The following is a 25,064-nucleotide window of genomic DNA, read 5'->3' on the forward strand; positions in this document are numbered from 1 at the left end:
ATTCCTAAATAAATTAAATCCACAATAATTGAGAGTAACCTAAATCCAGTAAACGTTTGGCTTTTTGATAAGCTTTAGCATCTGGATCTTGTTTCAAATGTTTAGTTTCGGGGTTATCAGGATCAGCATATAAATAATGAGGTTTGTTAAGATAGTATTGACTGCCAGAAGGGGCTGCAAAAACTTGCGGTGCTGGCATACTTTTTGTTTGTCTAACATCTTCATAAGAATTATTTGTATGTTCTTTATCTTCTCGTATTCGACTACTAATAGGAACAGCTTTGTCAGTTGCCATACTAACTAAAACTCGTCGAGGATCGTCTGGATTTTGATTACTATTAATGATGTGTGCAAGTTTCCATTCCCAAGGATAAGGTTTACACATTGCCTGTCCATTATGGGGTTTTTCAAAGACACCAGGGGTAACTAAATAGGCAATTGCTTTGTGTTCATTTTTAAAGTTTGCATTTGATATTTCTTGTAATTGATTCCATTGTGTATCTAAACTTTCACATCTTTGTAAAATAACTCGATGTCCTTCTCCTCCTAATCTTAATGTTAGTAATTTTTGTGAATTATTAGATAAGTTTTCAAGATTTTCATGGGTTAATTGATCAACGGCGATCGCCAGATGCCATCCAGGTAACATTCTAATAGCATTTTCCACAAAATAACCATCAGCGTCTTTAACTTTTTTACTATCATTTTCAAGAGCATTATGGGAACGAGTTTCTATTGCCCAAGGTTTATCTTCTCCTTTATGTTGAAGTTTCCAATCTTTTTCCTCAATATATCCTGTTTCGAGATAGGTTTTGATCACATTACTAGGGAGATATTGACGGTATTTTTCAGCATCATCTTCTTGATCATCTTGAGTATTTTCTAAACTTTTTTTAATTAAAGGACAAGGTTGGGTTTTATCCCAAAAAATATGTTTTAAGGGTGATTTTTTATGCCATTCAAGGGGAATTAATGGTGTTGATCCAACAAAACCAAGGGGACGGGGAAGATATAAGTCCATTCCATTGGCTGTTTCTCGACAGAAAAATACTCCTTTTATTTTAAGTTTGTCCTTTTTGCCTAAAAGTCCTCTTAATGCCCCTGCAATAGTGTGTCCGTTGGGAGGAAATACACTACCAGCCCAAGCCCTTTCTTGGGGGCTAAAAGGTTTCGCATCTCGTAACATTAAAACGTCAGTGGGTGTTAGGGTGTACCAATACATAATTAACCAAAAATATCAGTAATTGTTAAAGTCATTTCAGAAAAAGCTAAGGGAGAAATAGATTGAACATTTTTCTTTTCTTCTAGATAGCTTTTATCTTGAGGCTGACGATAAACTTCTAAAGTTTTGTTATTCAAATTAATGATCCAAACTTCAGAAATCTTACTCTCGGCATAAAGGGGTAATTTCACATCTTGATCATATTTGATGGTACTGTCAGCCACTTCAATTAAGAGATAAATATCTTCAGGTTCAGGAATTTTACTTTCATAAAAGTCAGAACGAGGTTTTAAAAGAACCATATCAGGCTGTGGTTCAGAATAATTATCTAATCTGATAGAATTTTGTACACTAACAATAACTTTGTTATAAAATTTTTGGCACAATAACTGATTTAATCGATTAACAGTAGCAGCGTGTTTTCGACCAATAGGTGACATGGTAATAATTTCTCCTTTGATTAATTCCACCCTATCTTCTGGGGTTAATATTCCTGTTTCTGCCATTTTGTGATACTCATTAACATTAAATTTTCGAGTCATTAATTGCATAATTGGTTACTCCTGTTTTAAGCTTATTTTACGGTTACGTTTGACAAATGCTGCTAGTTTAAGCCAGTTTTTAACCTCTTTATCTAAGTTATTTTGAGGGGTCGTTATCCATAATCCTTGAATAAAACTGGTTAATATTTTTTGATAGTCTTGTTGTAATTCTTCTCCTATATCTCGACGACTATAAAAGGCTTTTGTCCAGGGTTCAATTGCACTTTGATCAGGGATAGGATGTTGTTCCCAAATGGTAGCAGCTTGTTCAAATAAACTGGGTTCTAAGTCTAATTTTAGCAGTTGTTTCCACTGGTTAAAAATATCAAATTTTGATGTAGATTTTAAGGTGTTTCCATTACCATACAAAACTCGAACTTGTACGGCATCTTTGTAAGTGTCTTTGTTATCTTTTTTGGTGTAATGGTCTTTAGCTTCTTCTTCTGCTTCCCATAAACTTTCTAAAGCGATCGCTAACGGTACAGAGTGATTAGCAATCACAATTCCAAAGCTAATAGTAGCACATTTTCCCATGGTAAATAAAGGTCTTTGGGCTATATTTTTGGGTTTATTTGGTTTATTCCATTGCCAATAGTCACCCTCATTTTTAAACTCATTATAGGGATCTTCTTGACCTTTAAAACATTGACGAATATCCCATAACCAGTTGTCCCATTCCCATAAATTTGTATAAGCTAAAACATCATCACCACCACTATAAATTAATCTTCCTGCGTATCTTTGTTCGGTTAAATAAGGAACTAATTGATTAGAAAAGTCAAGTAAGGCACGACTTAAAGCACTATGGGTTGATGGTCCCATACGTTTTCTAACTTCGAGAAAGTTTTGTAAGGGTTCTTTATATTCTTTAGGAATTTCATCATTACTATCATTAATAATTTTTTCTCTTAATTCATCGGGCAAATATTCACCATAATTTTTTAATTTACTACCTCTTAACCAGTCTCCCATACTATCACCATCACCAGCAACTAAAATATACCAATTGGTAGGATTATTACTAGGATAATATTTATTGATAACTTGTTGTATGGTTGTTCTTTTTGTGCTTAATTCTTCTAATTTTTGCCGATACTCCATATTACTATCATGTGAGATTTCTACATCTTCGAGTAACCAACCTGCATTAAGTAAACGAGGATGATGAATGGTATTACTCAGTCTCAATTCTTTATTATTATTAATCCAAGGAATACCCCAACTTTGGCTAAGGTTATCATTATCTAAAAGCGGTTGAATTTCTTTGTAAATCTTATGACAAGAACGTTTATAATAATCAATTTCTGACTGTTGATTGTTTAATAGTGCATTTTTTAAATAACCGGCGACTCCGGCGGTTAAATCAGGATAATATAAGCTGATTTCTTGTTCTTCATAGTTCAATATCTCAGGTAATAATTTATGTAACACTCGCTTGACAATTTCCGTTGCATTGAGTTTTTCAGTACCATCAAATAAACCGAATTTTTCTGACCAAAACTCGTTAATTTCTTTTTCAGAAATGCGATCTGGTTTCTCTTCATTGACAATAGGATGAACTGCAGAACCCATCCCTGATAAGCTAGAACGTACCGTAAACGCTGTGGGAAGTTCCCAAGTTCTAGCATTTTTAACTGCATTTAAACTGGTTCTTAATTGATCAAAAACATAAGCCCACCATGATCCTACATTTAAGTTAGGTTGCTTACTATATTTTGTTTTTGGCGGTTCATCTTCTGTTTCTATATCGGTTAGTTTAAAGATAGCTTTTAAAAATCGTTCTTCATTGGTTTCAAATAAAGAGTCTTTGGGTTTAGTTAACTGATTTTGTTGATGACACCAAACTTCAAAAGCTTCTTGTTTTTCCTCTGCTGTTTCATTTTTACCCACTCTTAAAGAACAAGTTAAGTCACTCTCAGGATCACCAATAGGAAAGGCTGTATAATAAGTTTGCCATTGACTATTTAACCATTTATCCCAAGTATTTTGGTTAATATTTTGCCACTGTTTACCCCATTTTTTACTATCTTGTAAAAATTCTAAACTTTGATCTCCTAATTTTTGCCATTCTTCTATCAAAGTTGATTTTGCTAACTGCGTGGCTGCATAAATAGGATTATCTTTTAAATCCTGTTGAGATTGATTATTATTAGGTAAAATCATAATAATAACATTGGGAAACCCTGCTGTTAATAATTGGTTAGGATCATGACGTTTTATCCATTCCTTGAAATCATAATAGTCTTTTAATAACCAATTATCAATTAAGGGCTGTTGATACAGACAAGGATAGAGTAAAGTATCAGGCCCGTATTGATTAGCGATCGCATAAGAAACCTTAGCAGAAAGATAATGTAAAATCCAAGATCCTGCCCAAAAATCTCGCATTTTACGACGGTGATATTATCTTTATTGCAGTCATAACGAGAAACTAATGTTAAGGCCGATCGCTGATGTCTCTCCACCAACTCAGACGGGGCCAACACTTGCACGTATTCCCCATAACGGTTTAACCAGAAGTAAAACTCATCTAGCGATCGCAGGGGTAAAGCAACAGAATAATCAATATATTGGGGTTGATGGGTTTGAGGATCAATTTTTCCTCGCTTAATTTTTTGTTTGGGGTGACGGCGTTCCCCTTCTTCTATAAACTGACTGATGGGATAAAAAAAGCGAACTTTTGCTTTAACTAAGTTTAGTTTTCCTGCTAACTCTTGTTTTTGTTCTTCTAAGTTACCTAATTTTAATCCCCATCCATTTTCCAAAAGTTGATAAGCTTTAGTGAGGCTTTGTTTTTGTTTATTGATTCCTCTTCCTGATGGCTTAAGAATTTTACAGTAATTCCCTAAACGGTTAACTCGACTGATAACTAAATGTTCATTTTTATAATCTTCATGAAGTAAATACCAAGCCACATTATGATAAATAAGTTGTAAAGGATAAACTTTCATGATTCCCACTCGTTTATGTTCATATAAATCTTTTTTTCTAGAAATTTCGATAATTTGACCTTCGATAATAGCAGTTTCTAAGATATGAATATGATGAAAGAGAGTTTGACGATAAACCCCTTTTTCCATCATTTCATCAGGATCAGTGTAGTTTATCGCATGATTAAGCTGTTGTCGAACAGGATAAAAAAGTTGCTGATCTTCTAATGCTGCAAAACCTCGTAACCGCTTTTTTAGTTGTTTAGTAATTTTCCGAATTCTGGGATCGCCTTGTTTGATAGCTAAAGATTCTAAGGCATCTAACGCAATTTTTAATTCTAAGGGAGACATCACCCCTGTCCCTAAATAGTAACCCCAACGATACATTCTTTTTTCTAAAATATTGTAATCTTTTAGAGTTTCTAAGTCTTTGCGTAATGTGGCGATCGCTGGATAATCTTCAGGTAAATCGATCCCTAATTGATCCGCTAATTTTTGTAAATAAAACTTGACTTCTTCTAAAGCATTGTGGTGAGTTTCTGTTATATCAAACAAATTGCGATCGCGATAACCGACACCTGGATATTTCACCAATGTTGCTATCAATAATAACAAGCGTTCAAAGCTTTCTAAATCGGAATAACGATGAGGTTTAAACTTACTTTTCATACTGTCAAGTAAAAGACTATTTTTTTATAGCATACCCAAAACCCCATCAAAAACGCTTATTTAGGTTATTTCCAGGGTTTCAAAAATTTATACTCAATATTGTCTTTTTATAGCATCCCATTAACCTTTCTTGTTAACTTAGAAAAAATCAATTTAACAGTATTTTGGTTATGTATATCTCAAAAAGGGCTGCGTTTGTACGAAATATTGCAGCATCTGCTATTAATTGTATTGTTACCCTTACTCTTTTATTAATTGCCCCGTTGGGGTTAGCTGCGGTTATCACTAACACTTTCCTGGTCACACTTTCCACTTTTATTGTATGTTCTATCTGTGATTTAATTGTAGTTTGGTTATCCTTTTCACCTCCACCAAAACGGATTATTAATCAATCGGGAAATCTTACCCGTTGGCAACAATCCCAACAAATTGAACGTAAAAATATTGATAACGAATGAAAACTTTATATGTATCTCAACAAGGCTGTTATGTTAAACTCGATCAGGAAACTTTAAAAGTGGAGAAAAAAAGACAATTATTAGCAGAAATACAATTACCTTTAATCGAACAAGTCCTTATTTTTGGTAAATCTCAAATGACTACCCAAGCGATTCGTGCTTGTCTTTGGCGTAATATTTCCATTGTCTATCTTTCACGGATGGGTTATTGTTATGGACGTATTATGTCCCTTGAACGGGGTTATCGTCATCTTACTCGCTATCAACAACAATTAGATTTTTCTCAACGACTCTTAACAGCAAGAGAGTTTGTCAAAGCTAAACTCAAAAATTGTCGCGTCATTTTACAACGACAACAAAGACGCTTACAGTCCGATAATATTCTCTTTGCTATTGATAGTTTAAACTATCTCATTGAACAGGCCAATCTTGCTGAAACTATTGAGCGATTAATGGGGTTTGAAGGAGTGGGTGCAAGCACTTATTTTTCAGCGTTTGGTGACTGTTTAACTCCGTCTGAATTTATTTTTTTAGCTCGTTCCCGTCGTCCCCCTGGAAACCCAGTGAATGCCATGTTGAGTTTTGGTTATCAAGTATTATGGAATCATTTGTTAGCATTAATTGAACTACAAGGACTTGATCCCTATCAAGCGTGTTTACATCAGGGTTCTGAACGTCATGCCGCCTTAGCATCTGACTTAATCGAAGAGTTTCGCGCCCCTATTGTGGATTCTTTGGTGTTATACCTGGTTAATCGTCGGATTATGAACGCTGACAATGATTTTGAATACCATGATGGCGGTTGCTATCTCAATAACACGGGACGAAAAAAGTATCTAAAGCATTTTGTGCAACGGATGGAGGAAACCGTACAAACCACACCTGATGAAAAGCAACCCCGTTGGGATCTTCTCATGCAGCAGGTGAAACGGTATAAAGCGTTTGTCTATTCCCCTGCTTACGGTTATCAACCTTATTTGATTCGATAGTGTTTTATGTGGTGACTTATGATATTGTATGCGATCGCCGTCGTAAAAAAGTGTCTGATCTTCTCGAAGGCTATGGCCAACGGGTTCAATATTCGGTGTTTGAATGTGTCTTAACTAAAGCGCAATATAAACAGTTATGCAGCCGCATGAAGGAACGAGTCAACTTAGATGAGGATAGCATCCGTTTTTATCCTATTTCTGATCATACATTAGGACAAGTTGAACTCTGGGGAGGGAAAGACCTCACAAAACCCCCGTCGTCTACCATTGTCTAATTGTTCTGGTTTCGTGGCCTAATATTTTGTAGGGGTTAACGGCCGTTAACCCCTACCGAGGATCTAATTTTTGTATCATCAGCTTGCGAGGGATAAGGAAAATCTCTGTAACCCTGATGATCTCGTTCTAACCCTCGCACCCTTATCTGATGCGGATTTCAGCGATTTCACGGAGGTCTTTTTTATGTTCTGAGACTACAATAAAGCTATCCCTCGCAAACCGCTTCTAGACTCTAGTCAGGATAGGGGTTACAGCGAGTACCCTCTCTTTTTATAAGAGAACTTAGTTGAATGGAAACTTTCCTGATTTCTTTTTTATTGTTTACGGCATAAGCCCATAACTCTCTCTTTTTATAAGAGAACTTAGTTGAATGGAAACTCCTTTTTGATTAATTCTCATTAAAACGCCTCCTGCTTTTCTTGCTCTCTTTTTATAAGAGAACTTAGTTGAATGGAAACATATCTTGATCGAAATCACAACGCTGATCTACAGTAAAACTCTCTTTTTATAAGAGAACTTAGTTGAATGGAAACTCACGATTAATAAATTCATCAGTGTATTTATCTGGATAATCACTCTCTTTTTATAAGAGAACTTAGTTGAATGGAAACTTCATTTGGTCTCCTTTAGAGGTGACTTTAGCTGCGGTAGCTCTCTCTTTTTATAAGAGAACTTAGTTGAATGGAAACCACTTAGCTTTACAGCTTTGCCGGGAATAATCGTCAAGCAGCTCTCTTTTTATAAGAGAACTTAGTTGAATGGAAACACTTTTCTTCAAACTTTCATTTGATGATTTTAATTCAATTGTTCTCTCTTTTTATAAGAGAACTTAGTTGAATGGAAACATAATCCCTATTGCCACTCCTCCCAACACTTTAAGTAATCCAGTCTCTCTTTTTATAAGAGAACTTAGTTGAATGGAAACTCGGCGTACACCAATACGTTGTTCATAACACCCTTGATCTCTCTTTTTATAAGAGAACTTAGTTGAATGGAAACTCGTCTAGAGTTGCAACTAGCTCACGGATAGAATTAATGTTGGCACTCTCTTTTTATAAGAGAACTTAGTTGAATGGAAACAAGGTAAGGATATTTCCCTGCTTGATAAGCCTTCCAAGACTGTCCTCTCTTTTTATAAGAGAACTTAGTTGAATGGAAACTTGATACCTACAGGTGTTTTTTGTGCCAGCTGCCCATTAGTTGGGTCTCTCTTTTTATAAGAGAACTTAGTTGAATGGAAACAAGGCCATGTTGTGCGTTTTTTTCGTGAAATATATTGCCTACTCTCTTTTTATAAGAGAACTTAGTTGAATGGAAACTGTTGGGAAGGCAAAGCTGTAAAATATTAACAAACGGGGGACTTTAAACCCCTTTTTTTATCTTAAGATTATCGTCTATCGTGTTTCTCGGACTCATGAGGTACATCTAATGTTTAACTCCTGACTCCTGATACCAAATCCGCTTATTTTAGTAGAGTAACGTTTTTTCTCCGGCGCTCCCTGCTCCGGCGCTCCCTGCTCAGTGTAAACCTGACTCGGAGACTCTTACAATTAGAGCAAAGAGAATAAGCAATAATTGAGAACTGCTAACAGAAAAGAAAAAAACTATTAAGAATATAACCCGTTACCAATAACTTTGTTATAACCGATAAAAAGCTACTGAGTTAATATAAAAATGATTGATCCCATCTTAAGAAAAACCTTCGGTGGTCTTTCTTTAGACTATTATTTTCGCCATCTAATTTTTAGTCTATTTCTAACAATTTTATTTATTTTTTCCGTCGAAGAATATTCTATCGAACTGTTTGCTTTTGCTTTTTTCAATACTTTTCTTTACCCTTATTCACGCTTCGCTTACCGAAGTAGTATTAATTATTTAACAGGAAATGAAGGCTTAATCCTTAATCCTTTCCTGCTCTTGGTGATCAAATTCTTTACTATGTTATTATGTTGGAGTTTGGCTCTATTTATTGCGCCAGTGGGGTTAGTTTTCCTGTTTCTTTATCATACTCAACAAGCGAAAAGTTAATAGTTATTCATTGAAAGCGATCGCTCAATAAGTAAGAACACTATTGAGAAATCTTCTCTTTAATCAGTTGGGGATCACCCTGTTGTACAACCTTTCCCCCTTCCAATAAAAACGCCCCGTCACAGTAATTTAACTCCTCTAAACGGTGGGTTACCCATAAAGCCGTAATCCCTCGACTCTTGACTAATTTTTGTACTTGCTCCACTAATTCAATTTGAGTATCAGGATCAAGTAAAGCGGTAGGTTCATCTAATAATAAGACCGAACAATGACGGGCGATCGCGCCGGCGATGGCAATACGCTGTTTTTGACCCCCACTAAGGGCATAAATAGGTCTTCGTTCTAATTCTAATAGATTGACGGCGGTTAGTGCCTCCCTGACACGATAACGCACCTCTAAGGGGGGTAATTTCTCCTCCACTAACCCGAAAGCAATATCGGCCCCGACTGTCGGCATCACTAACTGGCGATCGGGGTTTTGGAAGACAAAGCCCACCGGCGGAGTCATGGTAATCATTCCACTTTGGGGGGTTAAAAGATTCGTCAGCAGTCTCAACAAGGTCGACTTACCACTGCCGTTTGCTCCCAATAGCATCCAAAATTCTCCTTCTGGCACAGCCAATGAGCAAGACTTTAACACTTGGGCTTTTTCGTGCCAACTGAAGCTAACCTGATCAACATTAATGGCAAAATTGGTCATATGACATAAACACAAGGTGGGCAATGTCTCAAATATTTTCTAGATAACCATTGTAGGCTTTTTCATTGCCCACCCTACAGCTATTTAATTATTGAGTAGCCATGTCTCCTAAATTGAAGAGAAAAGGAACACTACTGTTACTATCTCCTCCCATGACTAACACTTTGGGCATTTGTGCGCCACCTTCTTTCCAAGCTTCAATGGCTTCTTTTTGTAGCACCAATTCACCCCCTTGAGCTTTTAAGGTTTCAGCTAACAATCTTTGTGCTTCGGCTTTACCTTTAGCGCGGTTAATGTCGGCTTGTGCCTCTTGTTCAGCTTCCTGGGCGATATAAACAGCCCGTTGTGCTTTTTGTTCTGCGATCTGTTTATCTTCTACTGCTTTGGCAAATTCAGGAGAGAAGTTAAGATCAATGACACTGGTATCTAGGACAATGATGCCGTACTTTTCTAAACGAGAATTTAGGGCATTGTCAAAGTCTTCTTTGAGTTCACTTCTTTGGGTAATGGCCTGTTCTACAGTGCGTTTAGCCGCCGCAATTTTAAATGATTCTTGGGTTTGAGGAGCAACAATTTTAGAAACAATATTTTGTAAGGTTCCTTGGGTGCGTCGAATGGTCACAACTTGCACAGGATCAAGTCGGAAATTAATGGCAAAACTTGCGCTTAAATCTTGCAAATCTTTGGTTGCACTTTGTGCTGGAACCTCAAACTTTTGCACGGTAACATCGTAAACATCCACAGCAGACACTAATGGGGGTTTAAAGTGAATTCCTTCTAATAATGCTCCATCTTGAGCCTTTCCTAAAATACTTAAAACTCCTGCTTGTCCAGGGTTAATGACCACAAATGAATTAAAACTAATAACGACTAATAATGCCGCAATAATCCCACCTATTAAGGGTTGCAAGCTTGGGGTTGATTGGCGAGTCACAAATATTTCTCCTTTATGTTACCTATCTTCGATCTTAGCGGTTATTGAACAGTTTTTGTATATGATTAAATCTAGCGCTAGGTTATAACTATTATGGTATATGTTCGTATCGCAAAAGCTGCTTATCTTTTAGGTATTTCCCGTCAACGGGTACAACAGTTGTTGTATGCAGGGAGAATTAAGGGAGCGTTTAAGGAGGGGCGATTTTGGCAAATTCCGTTGCTGGAGCATGATATGCCCCAAGTCATACCAGCAGAACGAGGTCGTAAAGGAACCTGGCGCAAGCGTCCCCAACGAGCTACTACTTATATTCATGTTAATACGAGTAGAATTAGGGATAATCATCATAAGACAGAAAGAGAACCTGTTATTTGTGTTAGAGAAGGGATAAAAGAAAGATATTGCGACAAAGTTGAGATTTTAGGGGGTTTATGTACAGTTGTGTATAGTCCTGACCATCCGAAACCCTGTGGGGCGACGGTTTGGATAGAAATTGATCCTGAAATTTTGCGAAGGATAGAGTTATCCAATCCTTTAATAACTCAATGTTTGGGTTGACTGCTAAGACTGACAAATTTGCTCAAATTCCCTTTCCGCTTCTTCACTGGGTAAATTTCCTTAAGACAAAGTTTTCTCGTGTTAGGAGTTACCTATTAAATGGGGTCAAGGTGTTAAGAGAAACTAACACCTATGGTTCAAATGATTAACTTTTCACAAAAGGACGAGTCACAGTGGTAGGAAACATTTGTTTAAACATAAATTGACGTTCATTGGCTGATTTTGGTCCAAAGTTCCAGAGACTTTCATAGAAAAAGAAAGAAACACCAGAAAACTTTTGATTACGGGTTTCTTTGACTTGGTCATTAATGCGCTGCATAGGCACCGGACGACCTTTTAAACCGGATAAAACACCAACAGCAAAGGGAATGTGTTCCTTAGCTTGTCTTACTTCAGGTTGATTAATTTCCCGTTGAAAATCCACCATATTTTGTCGATAAACTTGTAAGACTAATTCTTCTATCAGTCCTTTTCTTTCCCAACTTTGCCAGTCTAAAAGAAAACAATTTTTTGAGAAGGTTTGAGGGTTAGGAGAAACAGAAACGATAATATCAGGTTTAACTGCTTTGACGGCGGCAAAAACCTCTCCCATATATTCAGTAATTTTATTATTTCTCCATTCCGTCCATTCCGTCCAAGCTGCATCTTGTGCTAAACAATTATTCCGTCCCATTTTTAAATAACTAGGGGTTTTCGGGGGCATTTTCCCGTTATGTTCTTGTTGATAAAGTTGCACCGTCGCCTCATCATAACCGAAGTCGAAGGGGATACCGAAATGATCATCCACTTGAATGCCATCAATATCGTAATTCGTCACAATTTCTACTAATAAATCAGTTAAAAATTGTTGGACTTCAGGGTTAAAAGGACTTAACCAAACTCTGTCATGAACATTCCCTTCCACCCAAACCGTACTATTATCTTGCCGTTTCGTTAACCAATCTTGATGACGTTTGGCCAATTCAGAATCAGCCGGTGCCATAAAACCAAATTCAAACCAAGGAATGACAGACATTCCTTGATCATGGCCTTGTTTAACAATTTCTTTTAAAATATCTCGACCTTGTAAACCTTCTGTGGGGTCTAATTCTTTACCTACTACAGATTTAGCAACCTGGGAAGGATATAACGTATAACCCCAATTCCAAACCGTAGGATATAAGGTATTAAAGTTTAGTTCAGACAGGGTTTCAATGGCTTCTGTCAGGGTTTTTGGATTGAATAAAACTTCACTATCAATATTCGTTAACCACACCCCTCTAATTTCTGCTGGTTGACTACGAGACTGGGCAGAAAAAGGCATAGTAAAAGGAATTAAAGTTAAAAATATACCAAAAAGAACCAGAAAAATGATCCAAGTTTTACGACCCCAACGACGGCTAAATGTAACCAGTGCATCAGCACTTTTATCAAATAAGTTTTGTTTCATGATTTTAAGCAAAAAGAAAATAAACAAAGATAGAAATAACAAGGCAGAAGGCAGGGGGTGAAATTAGATTGCCTATTGCCACCCCCTCTAACTCCCCCTTTTGTTAGGGGGAGAACCCTTGCCTGTTGCCCATTCCATAAAAATAGAAAAATTTGTAACTCACTAGCAGAAAAATGGCTATTTTATTTACCATTAATATGAACAACCACTTGACGCTGATGACTACGTTGACGATGTTCCCATAAGTAAATACCTTGCCAAGTTCCTAACACTAATCGACCTTGAGAAATGGGAATTTGTTCCGAGGTTTTAGTTAACATTGAACGAATATGAGCAGGCATATCGTCAGGGCCTTCTGTGCTATGAACATAAAGTTTAGAATCTTCAGGCACTAACTTAGAAAAGAAATGACTTAAGTCTGTGAGAACATCAGGATCAGCATTTTCTTGAATAATTAAAGAAGCCGAAGTATGTCGGACAAAAATGGTACATAATCCTGTTTCAATCCCCGATTGATTAACGACATTTTCAACATCACGGGTAATGGGATGAAAGTCTTTTCCTCTGGTTTTGATGGTCAATGACTGTTGATAGTAATTCATAAATTGGCCAAGTTTTCATACAGAATAAACGACAGAGAATGTTATAGAATAAGCCAATTTTTCGACAAAATTGCTCCCTTCTGGTTTAACATAATTGCTATGTTCTCATGTCTCTCAAGATAAACAACCTAACTATTTTAAAAGTTTAATGACCATTATCGCCATTATTCCGGCCCGTGGAGGATCGAAAGGGGTTCCCCGTAAAAATGTTCGTCCCTTAGCAGGAAAACCCTTAATCGCTCATTCTATCGAAGATGCTCAAGAATCAACCTTGATCGATCAAGTGTATGTGTCAACGGATGATCAAGAAATTGCTACGGTTTCCACTCAATATGGGGCAAAAATTATCGATCGCCCGGCTAAGTTGGCCAATGATACAGCCTCCTCTGAGTCAGCTTTAATTCACGCCATAGAAACCTTAGAAAAGCAAAAAATTAAGCCAGATTTAGTGGTATTTTTACAATGTACCTCCCCCATTAGAACCGGTGCGGATATTGATCAAGCGATCGCAAAATTAAAGGCCCAAGAAGCTGACTCTCTCTTATCGGTTTCCCCGTCTCATCGCTTTCTCTGGGAAGAAGTTGACGGGGTGGCTAAGTCCCTTAACTATGATTATCGTCAGCGTCCCCGTCGTCAGGATATGAACCCCCAATATGTAGAAAATGGGTCTATTTATGTCTTTAAACCCTGGGTACTCAAAGAACATCAAAATCGACTCGGAGGGAAAATATCTCTCTATGTCATGGGTGAAATGGCTGCCTTAGAAATTGATTCAGTCAATGATTTTCAAATGATAGAATTTTTAACAGAGAACAGGGAATAGGAAATAGAGTTAAAAATATGGAAATTTTAGTGATTAGTAATGGTCATGGAGAAGATGTTATTGCCCTGTCGATTATTAAAGCATTGAAGCAGTTTCCTAAGGTTGCTAAAATTTCCGCCTTACCCTTAGTCGGGACAGGTTACGCCTACGAAAAAGCCAATATTCCGATCATAGGAACAGTCAAAACCATGCCATCAGGAGGGTTTAACCAAGAGTTTAATCAATTATGGCGTGATGTTAATGGAGGGTTATTAACCCTGACGTATCATCAATATCAAACCATTAAACAATGGGGACAAAAAGGGGGCAACATCTTAGCCGTAGGGGATATTCTTCCTTTGTTGTTTGCTTGGTTGAGTGGGGGAGAGTTTGCCTTTGTGGGAACCGCTAAATCAGACTATTATCTACGAGATGAAACCGGGTGGCTAACCTCTACATCCCCTATTGAACGTTGGCTAGAATCGATGTATTTTCCCTGGGAACGCTGGTTAATGACTCGTTTGGCTTGCCGAGGTGTTTTTGTCAGAGATAGCCTTACCGCTCAAATTTTGCAAAAATGGTCAATTCCTGTCTATGACTTAGGCAACCCCATGATGGATCAGTTTTCGGTTAACCCATCTGTTACCGTTCCGTCTGACACTGAACCGTTAATTATCCTCTTATTACCTGGGTCAAGAATGCCTGAAGCGCAACAAAATTGGCAATTAATCCTAGAAGCGGTTAAAGGTGTCATAGAAGCCTCTTCTAAGCGATCGCTCTTATTTTTAGCAGCCATTACCCCTAGTTTCAATACGGTCCCCTTTCAAGAAGATTTAATTGAGAAAGGTTGGACAAAAGAAGGCGATCGCATTTGTCCTCTATCCATCCGAGATCCTCAATCTATCTTATTCACTCAGGGGAACGCTACGTTAATAATTAGCCAACAAGCTTATCAAACTTGTTTACAATTAGCCCATATTGGTATTGCTATGGCCGGGACGGCCACCGAACAATTTGTCGGTTTAGGTAAACCCGTCATTACTTTCCCTGGAGAGGGTCCCCAGTTCACCCAAAAATTTGCCCAGAATCAAACCCGTCTCTTAGGTTGTTCTGTGACCTTAGTCGACACCCCCCAACAAGTTGGCAATAGCATCACTCTGTTAATCAATGATCCCCAACAACTGCAAAAAATTGCTGAGAATGGCCAAAAACGGTTAGGGACTCCAGGGGCCGCCCAAAGAATTGCCCATTGTTTGGTTAATGAGTGTTTTATCGATCTTGATTGAGTAATTCTGCGATCGCTTTTTGTTTAACTTGATCGTCATGGGGAAAGGTTTGACGCGCATCCGTAATCAACCAATCTAAGGCTGCCGCTTGCACATCAATGGCTGCACCGGTTTTATCCACACAGTACCGTCCAAACACTAACTTATCCACCAAACGCACCCCAGGACCGAGGCGGGAATATTCAAAGATAACGCTATTATCCACCGTTGCACCGCTACAAATCCAACAATTGGGGCCAATCATACTCGGACCGATAATGGTCGCCCCATCTTCAATATGGGTCATGGCACCAATGTAAACGGGGCCTTGAATATTGACCTTATCCCAATTCACGGCCACATTTAAGCCAGTATAAATGCCTGGTTTGACTTCAATGCCTGGAATTTGTACATTTTTAATATCTCTTTGGAGTACCGCTCGGATAGCGTGCCAATAATCAGGAACTTTCCCAATATCCACCCATTCAAAGTCCATATTCACCGCATAGAACGGCGCACCTTTTTCGACTAAGCGAGGAAATAACTCACCCCCGATATCATATTTTTGATTAGGGGGAATATAATTAATAATTTCCGGTTCAAAGATATAAATTCCTGTATTAATATTCGTACTAAGGGCTTCATCGACGGAAGGTTTTTCTTGAAACGCTTTAATTTTCCCCTCCTCATCCGTTACCACCACCCCATAACTCGAAACCACTTCTTGAGGAACCGATTTTGTGATAATCGTGGCGATCGCCCCTTTTTCTCTATGATATTTAACTGCAGCCGTCAAATCTAAATCAATGAGAGCATCTCCACATAAAACGATGAAAGTATCGTCAAAAAAGGGATTAAAATCTTGAATTTTTCGTAACCCCCCGGCTGAACCTAAGGCTTCTCCCACTAAGTCCCCATCGACAATTTTTCCTTCAAACGAATAGCCGATTTGTACACCAAACCGTTGACCATCCCGGAAATAACTTTCAATTTCTTCGGCCAGATGACTAACATTGACCATGATTTCATCAAAGCCATGTTGTCGTAGGAGTTCTAACAAAAACTCCATGACAGGTTTTTGCAAAATAGGAATTAATGGTTTAGGTATGGTATGGGTAATGGGACGAACGCGAGTTCCTTTCCCGGCGGCCAGAATCATGGCTTTCATGAATACGCTTTCCTCAATCTTCGCCATTAAGTGTTTAGGGTGACAATGCTTAGTGTACCATTATCTTTTGCTAAATCCCGATTCTCTTCTTAAATTCAGTTAACAGTTATCAGTGAACAGTGACCAGTTAAAAAAGCAGTCAGTGTTATAAAAATATACCTGACAGCTAGTTATAGCACTTCAATGGTTAGGTCTTGATAAAATTCTGCTTGGGATAATTCCACTTTTGATTGAGAGGAGAGCAACAATAATGCCCAAAATACCCCCACTCTATCTTGTTGATGATGCTCACCAGGGGAAGGCTTCACTTGATGCCATCGCTTCAATAATTCATCTAAATTCAGTTTTCGTTCTGTTTGCTCAGGGTTTGACCATTGTTGTTGAAAAAATACCTCTAATTCTTGAGCTAATTCCGTTAAATTTTCTTGGTGTGCCAATTGAGTTACCATTTTCATGGCTTCTCGTTGAGAATGGGGGCGAGGGGTTGGTTTGCGACGACGGGACGGTGTCGCTGTTTCTATTTCTTGAGCAATTTCCTCAATATGAGTAATTAACTCTTGCAGGGTAACCCGACGTTGACGAGGGGGTGGGGCGGCACTGCGACGACGAAGATGTTTTTCTAAGTCGGAGATACGGAACTGTCTGTGTCCTTCCTCCGTCATCTCTTCTAGTTCGTCGGGGAGTTCTTCGCCATTTGGATCGGTTTCTAGTCGTTCTAAAGAGTCGGCCTTAAATCGGACTAACATCGATGCCCATAAAAACGCTTGGCCTGATTTGGGTAAGGTGGCCTGTTCATAAATATTATCGGAACATTCGCTGATACCCAATTCACTTAAAAAACGATCAATCACCTCAATTACTTGAACGTCCCAGGGATCAATTTCTCCCTGTTGGGCTAAAGTGATCAAGGTTTCAATCACCTCAGTAGCCGAGGAACTGGCCGTCGAAGTTAGACTAGGGCTGTTACTGTTAGGAGTCATCGTCACTAAAATTGATCGGCTTGATAGGTGTAAAATTGCTGAAAGACCCCAATCGTCCCAAACTCATAGTTAGGGACGGGAGAGGGCAAAAGAAATTCCGTTTCGTAAATACTAAATAATAAATAATTCTGACGAACGGTTTTATTCGCGATCACTTGTTTAATGTGAGGCTTTCCGGTATCGACTAAGGTTTTGCAATGACTCGCTAGAAAACTGGCCAACCCTCCCGATGCTTTTGAACAAACTTCTTGTTTTAAATAACTGGTTAAGGTATCCGTTGCATAACTTTCATAATCTCGTTGTCCAGGGTTGGTCAATACCATACTGGTTCCTAAGCCAATCGCACTGACTCCCCCAATGATTTTGACTAAGTGTGAGATATTCATGTCATTGTTCCACCACAATCATTTCTTTGAAATTACTTTAAATCATTTTTTCCGTTTAATTATAACTTTGTTCTTTAGTCTCTGCTGTCTCAGTCAAATTTCCCCCTAAAATGACAGACATGAAAGTTAAAATTTTAGACGAGCGAGAAACTTCGATTGCTCGTATTTTGTTAAAGGAGAATGAGTTATTAATGGCTCAAGCCGGAACTTTATTGGCCATGCGGGGTAATTTAACCATGAATACTATGTTTCGCCGAAGGGGATCAAAAAGTAACTGGCAAAATTCGGGAATAATGGCCACAGAATCCCTTTTTTTAACAGAATTTCGCGGAGTCGACCCTAAAAATGAGGTTTGGTTGGCTCCTTCGATGATGGGTAATATTATGGTTCATCAAATGACTAACTATAAATTAATCGTTGTTTCTTCTGCTTATTTGGCCTGCGATGGAGCGATGAATTTATTTTTTGGGGTTCCAGATATCAAATTGCCACAGAATAATCAGAGTTTAACCTTATTAAGTATTACGGGGAATGGTCAAGTATTGCTCAATGGCTTAGGAGCCATTTATACCATTAATGTTGAGGGAGATTATTGGGTTAATCTGGACAATTTAGTAGCGTTTGAAAATAGTTTAAAATATGAAGTCACTCAACAAAAGGTCAAAGGATTGAAAAGGTGGTGGAAAAAATCAAAAGTGTTGATGAAATTTACAGGAGAAGGTAAATTATATTGTCAAACTCATCAGGCTAAAGATTGGGGTCATTTAATCGCTACAGAACTTAAATCTAAGTAAACCAGCCTATGAATAGTTATCAACCCCTTGACTACATAATTGAAAATAATCCAGATTCTGGGTATTTAGTCATTAATTTAAAACCGTCTCAAAAAGTTTTTGTTAAAGAATCTAGTCTATCAATTAAAGATTATTCTATCGAAATCGGTCAATCAATTACGACCCAAGGTTCACAATTAGATGTTAATGTTTCTCTGAGTGCTAATTTAAGTATTAATGAAGTCATCGCCCCTAAATTACCGGGTAGTATTTATCTCATTCCTGATGTTCTTGGCAGTGTCAAACATTACGCTTTAAAAGGAAAAGTGGGAATTATTACTAAAATTTTTTCATTTTTAGCTTGTAGTGAAAATATCCAATTAAGACTCATGTCATCTCCGATTATTAAACAAGTCAGTGAACAGGATTCTTTCTTTTTATACCTAGCAGGAATAGGAGATTTGTGGTTAAATTATTACGGAAACATTCAAGAAATTTCCGTAGCAGGAAACTACCTGATCAATCTGAGTTATTTAGTGGCTTTTGAAGATACACTCAACTATGAAATTAAAGAGCTTAAAGGATTATCGTTATCAGGATTACATATAGGAAGCATCGGAGAACATAATCTTTTTTGTCATTTTCAAGGAAAGGGGAAAATTTGGATACAATCTCGTCATCGTTATGCTTTACTCAATTTTTTCGCCCCTTTTATTCATTAAAATATCCTGTGATTGAGGAGAATCTATTATGTTAGACATTGCTAAACTAGCGGGAAAAATCCCAGGCATTAGTGAACATTTTCAACAGGAAATCAGTGCCAGTTCCCAACGACTCGAACAAGCAAAAACTATCGTACAAGAAGCCCAAAGGCAACAAGACGAATTAATAGAACGTTACCACACCTGGCGCGATCGCCTCATTTTCTCGGCCGCCATTCCCATCGAACCCTTAGACACTCGGATCGCCATTCGTCCGCCTTCTGATCGTCATAGCGTCTTCGCCACCGATGGGTCACAAATTGCTCCATCTCACCACGAAATTGCCTATTGTTATTTAATCAATGTGGGACGAGTCATGCTTCATTACGGACAAAATTTACACCCATTACTCGATAGTCTCCCAGAGGTGTATTACCGTCCCGAAGACCTTTATGTATCGAGGCAATGGGGTATTCGTACCGATGAATGGTTAGGGTATCGGCGAACCGTTTTAGAAGCCCAGTGTTTAGCAGAAATGGCCTGTGGTTGGGTGAAGCCTCCAGGGGCCCACCATGAACCTAATTTAGCCATGGTAGACGGTTCTTTAGTCTATTGGTTTTTAGATGGATTGGCCTATGAGGCTCGTGATTTAATCTTACTGCCCATTCAAGAAGCGTGGGAACAATTACGGGAAGCCCGTATTCCTTTGATGGGCTATCTGAGTGCGTCTCGCAGTGTGGAAGCCATTAACTTTTTACGTCTCCATAATTGCACTTTTGACACCCCTAACTGTACCCTCAACTGTGTGGATTTAGACCAAGAAAGAACCCCTTGTCAAGGGATTGAACCCCTACGAGATACAACCCTCTGGGGAGAAAGTTTGCAACCCGGACAACGGGGCCCTCTCTGGCAAAGTTCAGCCCGTATTCTTGACCTTTACGACGAAGCCCAACGCATCTATTTCTGTTACGTTAATGTGGGGACAGAAATTGCTAGGGTAGAAGTGCCGGCTTGGGTGGTTGAGGATCAAACCTTATTGAATCAGGCTTTGGGTATTATGTTAGCCCAGGTCAATAAAGGGTTTGGTTATCCAGTGGCCTTGGCCGAGTCCCATAACCAAGCGGTGATCCGAGGAGGCGATCGCGTCCGTTTTTTCGCTTTACTCGAACAACAAATGATTCGCGCCGGTTTACAAAATGTGGGGACTTCCTATAAAGAAGCTAGAAAACGGGGCAGTATTGCTTAAACTGATATCTTGCACGCCTTACAGAAAAACTGAACAACCAAAAAAAGAAAATCAATTCTTAGGTAGTTAGAGTCAAAATAAACCCCTACACCCTACACCCTACACCCCACACCCTTTCACTACTAGCCAATTGTGAACAAGATGCAAGATGTCAGTTAAACATCATAACGAAAATCCTTAATATTAATGGCTTCTATCCTTCCGGCCTGGTCTTGAAGTTCAAATTCAACCACTTGCCCTTCTACTACGGTTTTGTTAGGGGTTTGGATAGCCGTACAATGAAAAAAAATGTCTTCTGTGCCATCGGCGGGGGTAATAAACCCAAAACCTTTATTTTGACTCAAATGGGTGATAATTCCTTGAATTTTTGTGATCATGTTAATTTTGTTGATAAGTTAGGACAATTTTGTTCTTGAGAAACCTAATTTTCGGAAAAGATAGGCTTTCTGGCAGAACAGAGTGGCAACTTGGTAAGCTATTGAGAACCTAAATTGCCAGTTAAGAATCAAGGGAAGCAGGTTGACACTGAGACTTCGGCATGAGATGAGACGACCCCTTAGTCGAAGTGGAGCAAGGATCGCGGGCAAAAGTCCGTGCATTTGGACTAAAACTGATATATTAAGTGTTTTCAACACACACAGTTTTAGTCAGTAATCATCAACAAACATTATAGCTGTTAAAGACAATTTAACCTATCTATCAAAAGGAATAGTTGCATACTAAAAAAAGTCTCCCTGCATCGATTTACAGGGAGTTTCAAGCACTGACTAATTTTAACCAAGTCTTAATTAAAACTTCAAAAAGTGATTAGGAATTCAAGACCCAATTCACCAAAGTTCTCACAGGAAAACCAGTGGCACCTGCATTATTCACCCCATTTTCTTTGTCAGCCCAAACGGGTCCAGCAATATCTAAATGGGCCCAGGGCGTTTCTTTAATAAACTGTTTCAAGAATAGGGCTGCAGTAATGGAACCGCCCGCGCGAGGTCCCGTATTTTTCATGTCTGCAATGGGAGACTTTAACCCTTCAAAATACTTCTCTTCCATGGGCATCACCCAAAACTTCTCCCCGGCTGTTTCAGAAGCGGTTTTAATTTCTTCTGCCAGGGTGTCGTCGGTACTCCATAACCCAGAAATATTATCCCCTAACGCCACAATACAAGCGCCGGTTAAGGTGGCTAAATCAACGATCGCATCAACGTTTAATTCTTCGGCAAAGACTAAGGCATCGGCTAAGGTTAACCGTCCCTCAGCATCGGTATTATTCACTTCAATGGTTTTACCATTGGAAGCGGTTAAAATGTCTCCGGGGTGCATTGCCTTACCACTGATCATATTTTCTGTAGCCGCACAAACAAAATGAACTTCCACATCGGGCTTTAATTGAGCAATGGCTTTGGCTGCCCCTAACGTCGCTGCACCGCCGCCCATATCCATTTTCATGGTTTCGATGCCACTGCCGGAGACTTTTAAGTTTAAACCGCCCGAATCAAAGGTTAAACTTTTGCCCACAATAGCGAGTTTCCGTTTAGGGGTTCCTGTGGGTTTATAGGTTAAATGGATAAATTTTGGCGGTAAATCTGAGGCTTTAGCCACCCCTAAAAAAGCCCCCATTTTCCGTTTTTCACATTCGTCTTTTTCTAAAATTTCGATGTCTAAACCGTACGCTTGGGCTAAGTCTTGGGCGGTTTGGGCAAAGGTCACAGGGTCCACCGTGTTGGCCGGGGCTGCGACTAATTCCCGTGCTAAAATTACCCCAGAACAAAGGGTTTGAGCCTGATGAACTGCTTCGTTTTGCTCCCCAACCCCTAAAATGTCAACGGTTTCAAGTTTCAAGGGGTTGTCTTCGGGTTCGGACTTAAAACGGTTATCTTGATGTAAAGAAAGAATGATCCCTTCTGCGATCGCTGCGGTGGTGGAACTGGCATCATTATCCACCACAGGCAAATTAATGCCTAAGGTTTTTACTTTTTCTGTTTTCCCTAAACGGGCAACGGTGGCAGCGGTTAAACGTAGGGTATCGAGGGTTAATTCATCTTTTTTTCCTAAACCCACCAGCATCAGTTTACGAATGGGACTCTTTCCTGAAATACGAGTCACCACACTACTGCCTGATTTTCCTTCAAATTCCGCTTCTTCGATGAACTCTGCGATGGTTCCTCCGAGTTTTTCATCTAACTGACTTAAGTCTCCTGCTAAAGCTGTTTCATTTTCAAACAAGCCTAAGGCGATCGCATCCCCACTCCAATCTAATAGGGGGGTATCGGTTCCACGAATATCCATATCCATTGTTCCCAAGTATCTGATAAAAAATAAACCTTCAATAATTTTATCGGACTCAGGGGAGAGCCACCAAGAGGTCACTCAATTTTCAAGCCTCGATTAAAGTTCTTATGTATTGTTAACGAATTTCTGTAATAATTTAAGGTGGACTTTGTAGACTGCTTAATTCTCTCGATGGAGAGAAAAGAAAATTTTAGTAATCTGCTTGTCTAAAACATGGTTGCCATCATATTCTTTTAACGTACAACCTGTAATGATCGCTGAGATTGAATTCTCAACCGATTAACTGACCTACTAGATCCATCCATCCATCAATCGTTATGACACAAGTCTCTGGTTCCTCCGATGTCCCCGATATGGGGCGTCGCCAATTTATGAACTTACTCACCTTTGGAACCATCACCGGCGTTGCTGCTGGTGCTTTGTATCCTGTGGTGAAATATTTTATTCCCCCTTCGAGTGGTGGTGCCGGCGGTGGAATTACTGCTAAAGATGCCCTCGGTAATGACATTACGGCCAGTAGCTTTCTGGCAGAGCATAATGCAGGCGATCGCGTTTTGGCTCAAGGGTTAAAAGGTGATCCCACCTACCTAGTGGTAGAAGGAGAAAATGCCATCGCTAACTACGGTATTAACGCCGTTTGTACTCACTTGGGCTGTGTGGTTCCTTGGAATGCCAGCGAAGACAAGTTTATCTGCCCCTGTCATGGTTCTCAATACAATGCTCAGGGTAAAGTGGTAAGAGGCCCGGCTCCTCTGTCTTTAGCGTTAGCCCATGTGAATGTGAGCGAGGGAGATAAAGTGGTATTCAGTGAATGGACTGAAACTGACTTCCGCACCGAACAAGATCCCTGGTGGGCTTAGAACAGAATTAAGAATGTAGAATGCAGAATGTTTAATTAATTCTCAATTCTCAATTCTAAATTTCTGATAACTGATTAACCCCCCCTTACTGTTTAAGAATTACATAAATTTGACTGAGCAATGAGAATATCCGATTTTTCGGCAATTTGGTCTAAGGGTAAGCACATTTTACTGCGATCGCTCTTGATCGCTTTAGTAACGGTTACCGTCTTCATCGGTAATGTCCAAAGTGCTAACGCTTATCCTTTCTGGGCCCAAGAAACTGCCCCAGAAACCCCTAGAGAAGCAACAGGGCGCATCGTTTGCGCTAACTGTCACTTGGCAGAAAAAGCTGCTGAGGTAGAAATTCCTCAATCTGTTTTACCTGACACCGTGTTTAAGGCTGTGGTGAAAATTCCTTATGATCTCGACTCCCAACAAGTTCTAGGAGACGGTTCAAAAGGTGGCCTCAATGTTGGGGCTGTTTTAATGTTACCTGAAGGGTTCAAAATTGCTCCCGATGAGCGCATCCCTGAAGACATCAAAGAAGAGATGGGTAGTGTCTACTTCCAATCCTACAGCGAAGGCCAAGAGAATGTGGTTCTCGTGGGTCCTTTACCGGGAGAACAATATCAAGAAATTATTTTCCCTGTGTTATCTCCTGACCCCTCTAAGGATAAAAATGTTAACTTCGGTAAGTACCAAGTTCACTTAGGGGCTAACCGGGGCCGGGGTCAAATTTATCCCACAGGACAACCGAGTAATAATAACGTCTTCAAAGCTTCTAACGCTGGAACTATCAGCAAAATTAGTGATCAAGAAGGTGGTGGTTATGTGGTTACCATTGCCACTGCTGAAGGGGATATAGACGAAACCATTCCCGCCGGTCCTCAATTGATGGTGTCTGAAGGCATGGAAGTTGAAGCCGGACAAGCGTTAACCAATAATCCCAATGTGGGTGGTTTTGGACAAAAAGATACAGAAGTTGTCTTACAAAGTCCTGGCCGCATCAAAGGGTTAGTGGTCTTCTTAGCTGGTATCATGTTAGCCCAAATTCTCTTAGTGATTAAGAAGAAACAAGTCGAACGGGTCCAAGCTGCTGAAATGAACTTTTAATTAAGTTTAATCTCAGTTTCACTTTGTTTTAACAGACGGGTTCACCCCTGTCTGTTCTTTTTATGCTTTAATGGTGATAATGATTATTGTTCTTGTTTTAGCCTTAATCTATGAAATCTTCTCAGAAGTGGTTATCAATCGTCCTTTTGACTGTGATCCTAGGGG

Annotated in this window: 25 protein-coding genes and 1 CRISPR repeat array; of the genes, 12 read left to right on the top strand and 13 right to left on the bottom strand. The window is 39.1% G+C overall.

All coding sequences use genetic code 11. The features are described 5' to 3' along the window. Window positions 1-13 precede the first annotated feature (13 nt). Genes C4E06_RS05880 through C4E06_RS05895 form a run of 4 tightly spaced genes read right to left on the bottom strand, consistent with a single transcriptional unit; the run spans window position 14 to window position 5,363 of the window. On the bottom strand, window positions 14-1,222 hold the full coding sequence (locus C4E06_RS05880; protein ID WP_107667203.1) for a type III-B CRISPR module-associated protein Cmr3: 1,209 nt from the start codon (window positions 1,220-1,222) through the stop codon (window positions 14-16). Window positions 1,223-1,224: 2 nt separating this feature from the next. Further along, window positions 1,225-1,773, bottom strand: a complete 549-nt coding sequence (locus C4E06_RS05885; protein WP_107667204.1) for a Uma2 family endonuclease — start codon at window positions 1,771-1,773, stop codon at window positions 1,225-1,227. Between the two features lie 6 nt (window positions 1,774-1,779). Beyond that, window positions 1,780-4,125 carry a type III-B CRISPR-associated protein Cas10/Cmr2 gene (gene cas10, locus C4E06_RS05890; protein ID WP_232826173.1) on the bottom strand — a complete coding sequence of 782 codons (2,346 nt, stop codon included), beginning with the start codon at window positions 4,123-4,125 and terminating at the stop codon, window positions 1,780-1,782. After that, window positions 4,029-5,363, bottom strand: coding sequence for a YafY family protein (locus C4E06_RS05895; RefSeq protein WP_232826171.1), 1,335 nt, complete (start codon window positions 5,361-5,363; stop codon window positions 4,029-4,031). Before C4E06_RS05895 ends, cas10 begins: the two co-directional genes overlap by 97 nt. Before the next feature lie 170 nt (window positions 5,364-5,533). Here C4E06_RS05895 and csx18 point away from each other — a divergent pair, with 170 nt between their 5' ends. The 4 genes from csx18 (at window position 5,534) to C4E06_RS05915 (ending at window position 9,114) form a co-directional block, all read left to right on the top strand. Beyond that, window positions 5,534-5,821 (top strand): CRISPR-associated protein Csx18, encoded by a 288-nt coding sequence (gene csx18, locus C4E06_RS05900; protein WP_107667205.1) that lies wholly within the window; start codon window positions 5,534-5,536, stop codon window positions 5,819-5,821. Next, window positions 5,818-6,810: a CRISPR-associated endonuclease Cas1 gene (gene cas1, locus C4E06_RS05905; RefSeq protein WP_107667206.1), complete on the top strand. Its 993-nt coding sequence runs from the start codon at window positions 5,818-5,820 to the stop codon at window positions 6,808-6,810. The genes csx18 and cas1 overlap by 4 nt, the downstream gene beginning before the upstream one ends. Further along, window positions 6,807-7,085: a CRISPR-associated endonuclease Cas2 gene (gene cas2, locus C4E06_RS05910; RefSeq protein ID WP_107667207.1), complete on the top strand. Its 279-nt coding sequence runs from the start codon at window positions 6,807-6,809 to the stop codon at window positions 7,083-7,085. Before cas1 ends, cas2 begins: the two co-directional genes overlap by 4 nt. 263 nt (window positions 7,086-7,348) lie before the next feature. After that, window positions 7,349-8,405: direct repeats of the CRISPR family, unit length 36 nt; unit sequence CTCTCTTTTTATAAGAGAACTTAGTTGAATGGAAAC. 355 nt (window positions 8,406-8,760) lie between these two features. Next, the gene (locus C4E06_RS05915) at window positions 8,761-9,114 is read left to right on the top strand and encodes a hypothetical protein (protein ID WP_107667208.1); all 354 of its coding nucleotides are present in this window, start codon (window positions 8,761-8,763) and stop codon (window positions 9,112-9,114) included. 40 nt (window positions 9,115-9,154) lie between these two features. On the opposite strand, the gene C4E06_RS05920 is transcribed toward C4E06_RS05915, so the two are convergent. Further along, the gene (locus C4E06_RS05920) at window positions 9,155-9,814 is read right to left on the bottom strand and encodes an energy-coupling factor ABC transporter ATP-binding protein (RefSeq protein ID WP_107667209.1); all 660 of its coding nucleotides are present in this window, start codon (window positions 9,812-9,814) and stop codon (window positions 9,155-9,157) included. Window positions 9,815-9,902: 88 nt separating this feature from the next. Continuing rightward, window positions 9,903-10,748: a prohibitin family protein gene (locus C4E06_RS05925; RefSeq protein WP_107667210.1), complete on the bottom strand. Its 846-nt coding sequence runs from the start codon at window positions 10,746-10,748 to the stop codon at window positions 9,903-9,905. A 93-nt stretch (window positions 10,749-10,841) separates the two neighbouring features. Between C4E06_RS05925 and C4E06_RS05930 the strand changes: the two genes are divergently transcribed. After that, window positions 10,842-11,306 (top strand): helix-turn-helix domain-containing protein, encoded by a 465-nt coding sequence (locus C4E06_RS05930; RefSeq protein WP_107667211.1) that lies wholly within the window; start codon window positions 10,842-10,844, stop codon window positions 11,304-11,306. Between the two features lie 145 nt (window positions 11,307-11,451). On the opposite strand, the gene C4E06_RS05935 is transcribed toward C4E06_RS05930, so the two are convergent. After that, window positions 11,452-12,735, bottom strand: a complete 1,284-nt coding sequence (locus tag C4E06_RS05935; protein ID WP_107667212.1) for a glycoside hydrolase family 10 protein — start codon at window positions 12,733-12,735, stop codon at window positions 11,452-11,454. Between the two features lie 182 nt (window positions 12,736-12,917). Then, window positions 12,918-13,337, bottom strand: coding sequence for a secondary thiamine-phosphate synthase enzyme YjbQ (locus tag C4E06_RS05940; protein ID WP_107667213.1), 420 nt, complete (start codon window positions 13,335-13,337; stop codon window positions 12,918-12,920). A 148-nt stretch (window positions 13,338-13,485) separates the two neighbouring features. Here C4E06_RS05940 and C4E06_RS05945 point away from each other — a divergent pair, with 148 nt between their 5' ends. Further along, complete coding sequence (locus C4E06_RS05945) at window positions 13,486-14,160, top strand: cytidylyltransferase domain-containing protein (RefSeq protein WP_107667231.1); 675 nt, start codon at window positions 13,486-13,488, stop codon at window positions 14,158-14,160. A gap of 17 nt (window positions 14,161-14,177) precedes the next feature. Then, window positions 14,178-15,425 carry a lipid-A-disaccharide synthase-related protein gene (locus C4E06_RS05950; RefSeq protein WP_107667214.1) on the top strand — a complete coding sequence of 416 codons (1,248 nt, stop codon included), beginning with the start codon at window positions 14,178-14,180 and terminating at the stop codon, window positions 15,423-15,425. On the opposite strand, the gene C4E06_RS05955 is transcribed toward C4E06_RS05950, so the two are convergent. From C4E06_RS05955 to C4E06_RS05965, 3 genes are all read right to left on the bottom strand, one after another. Further along, window positions 15,409-16,572 (bottom strand): sugar phosphate nucleotidyltransferase, encoded by a 1,164-nt coding sequence (locus tag C4E06_RS05955; protein ID WP_107667215.1) that lies wholly within the window; start codon window positions 16,570-16,572, stop codon window positions 15,409-15,411. The two genes, C4E06_RS05950 and C4E06_RS05955, sit on opposite strands and share 17 nt — an antisense overlap. 170 nt (window positions 16,573-16,742) lie before the next feature. Beyond that, on the bottom strand, window positions 16,743-17,552 hold the full coding sequence (locus tag C4E06_RS05960; RefSeq protein WP_107667216.1) for a segregation/condensation protein A: 810 nt from the start codon (window positions 17,550-17,552) through the stop codon (window positions 16,743-16,745). Window positions 17,553-17,557: 5 nt separating this feature from the next. Continuing rightward, window positions 17,558-17,938 carry a DUF4359 domain-containing protein gene (locus C4E06_RS05965; RefSeq protein ID WP_107667217.1) on the bottom strand — a complete coding sequence of 127 codons (381 nt, stop codon included), beginning with the start codon at window positions 17,936-17,938 and terminating at the stop codon, window positions 17,558-17,560. Window positions 17,939-18,057: 119 nt separating this feature from the next. Here C4E06_RS05965 and C4E06_RS05970 point away from each other — a divergent pair, with 119 nt between their 5' ends. Genes C4E06_RS05970 through C4E06_RS05980 form a run of 3 tightly spaced genes read left to right on the top strand, consistent with a single transcriptional unit; the run spans window position 18,058 to window position 20,658 of the window. Then, a complete protein-coding gene (locus C4E06_RS05970) occupies window positions 18,058-18,732 on the top strand; it encodes a TIGR00266 family protein (RefSeq protein ID WP_107667218.1) in 675 nt (224 codons plus the stop codon). A gap of 8 nt (window positions 18,733-18,740) precedes the next feature. Further along, window positions 18,741-19,433, top strand: coding sequence for a TIGR00266 family protein (locus C4E06_RS05975; RefSeq protein WP_107667219.1), 693 nt, complete (start codon window positions 18,741-18,743; stop codon window positions 19,431-19,433). A gap of 28 nt (window positions 19,434-19,461) precedes the next feature. Continuing rightward, complete coding sequence (locus tag C4E06_RS05980; protein WP_107667220.1) at window positions 19,462-20,658, top strand: DNA double-strand break repair nuclease NurA; 1,197 nt, start codon at window positions 19,462-19,464, stop codon at window positions 20,656-20,658. Window positions 20,659-20,813: 155 nt separating this feature from the next. On the opposite strand, the gene C4E06_RS05985 is transcribed toward C4E06_RS05980, so the two are convergent. Continuing rightward, window positions 20,814-21,032: a cold shock domain-containing protein gene (locus C4E06_RS05985; RefSeq protein ID WP_107667232.1), complete on the bottom strand. Its 219-nt coding sequence runs from the start codon at window positions 21,030-21,032 to the stop codon at window positions 20,814-20,816. Window positions 21,033-21,465: 433 nt separating this feature from the next. Beyond that, complete coding sequence (locus tag C4E06_RS05990; protein ID WP_107667233.1) at window positions 21,466-22,941, bottom strand: leucyl aminopeptidase; 1,476 nt, start codon at window positions 22,939-22,941, stop codon at window positions 21,466-21,468. Between the two features lie 320 nt (window positions 22,942-23,261). On the opposite strand from C4E06_RS05990, the gene petC reads away from it, so the two are divergent. Together petC and petA are read left to right on the top strand one after the other, a co-directional pair. Then, window positions 23,262-23,804: a cytochrome b6-f complex iron-sulfur subunit gene (gene petC / locus C4E06_RS05995; protein ID WP_107667221.1), complete on the top strand. Its 543-nt coding sequence runs from the start codon at window positions 23,262-23,264 to the stop codon at window positions 23,802-23,804. Between the two features lie 120 nt (window positions 23,805-23,924). Then, on the top strand, window positions 23,925-24,899 hold the full coding sequence (gene petA / locus C4E06_RS06000; protein ID WP_107667222.1) for a cytochrome f: 975 nt from the start codon (window positions 23,925-23,927) through the stop codon (window positions 24,897-24,899). Window positions 24,900-25,064 lie beyond the last annotated feature (165 nt).

This window comes from Cyanothece sp. BG0011 (assembly GCF_003013815.1).
Taxonomy (GTDB): domain Bacteria; phylum Cyanobacteriota; class Cyanobacteriia; order Cyanobacteriales; family Microcystaceae; genus Crocosphaera.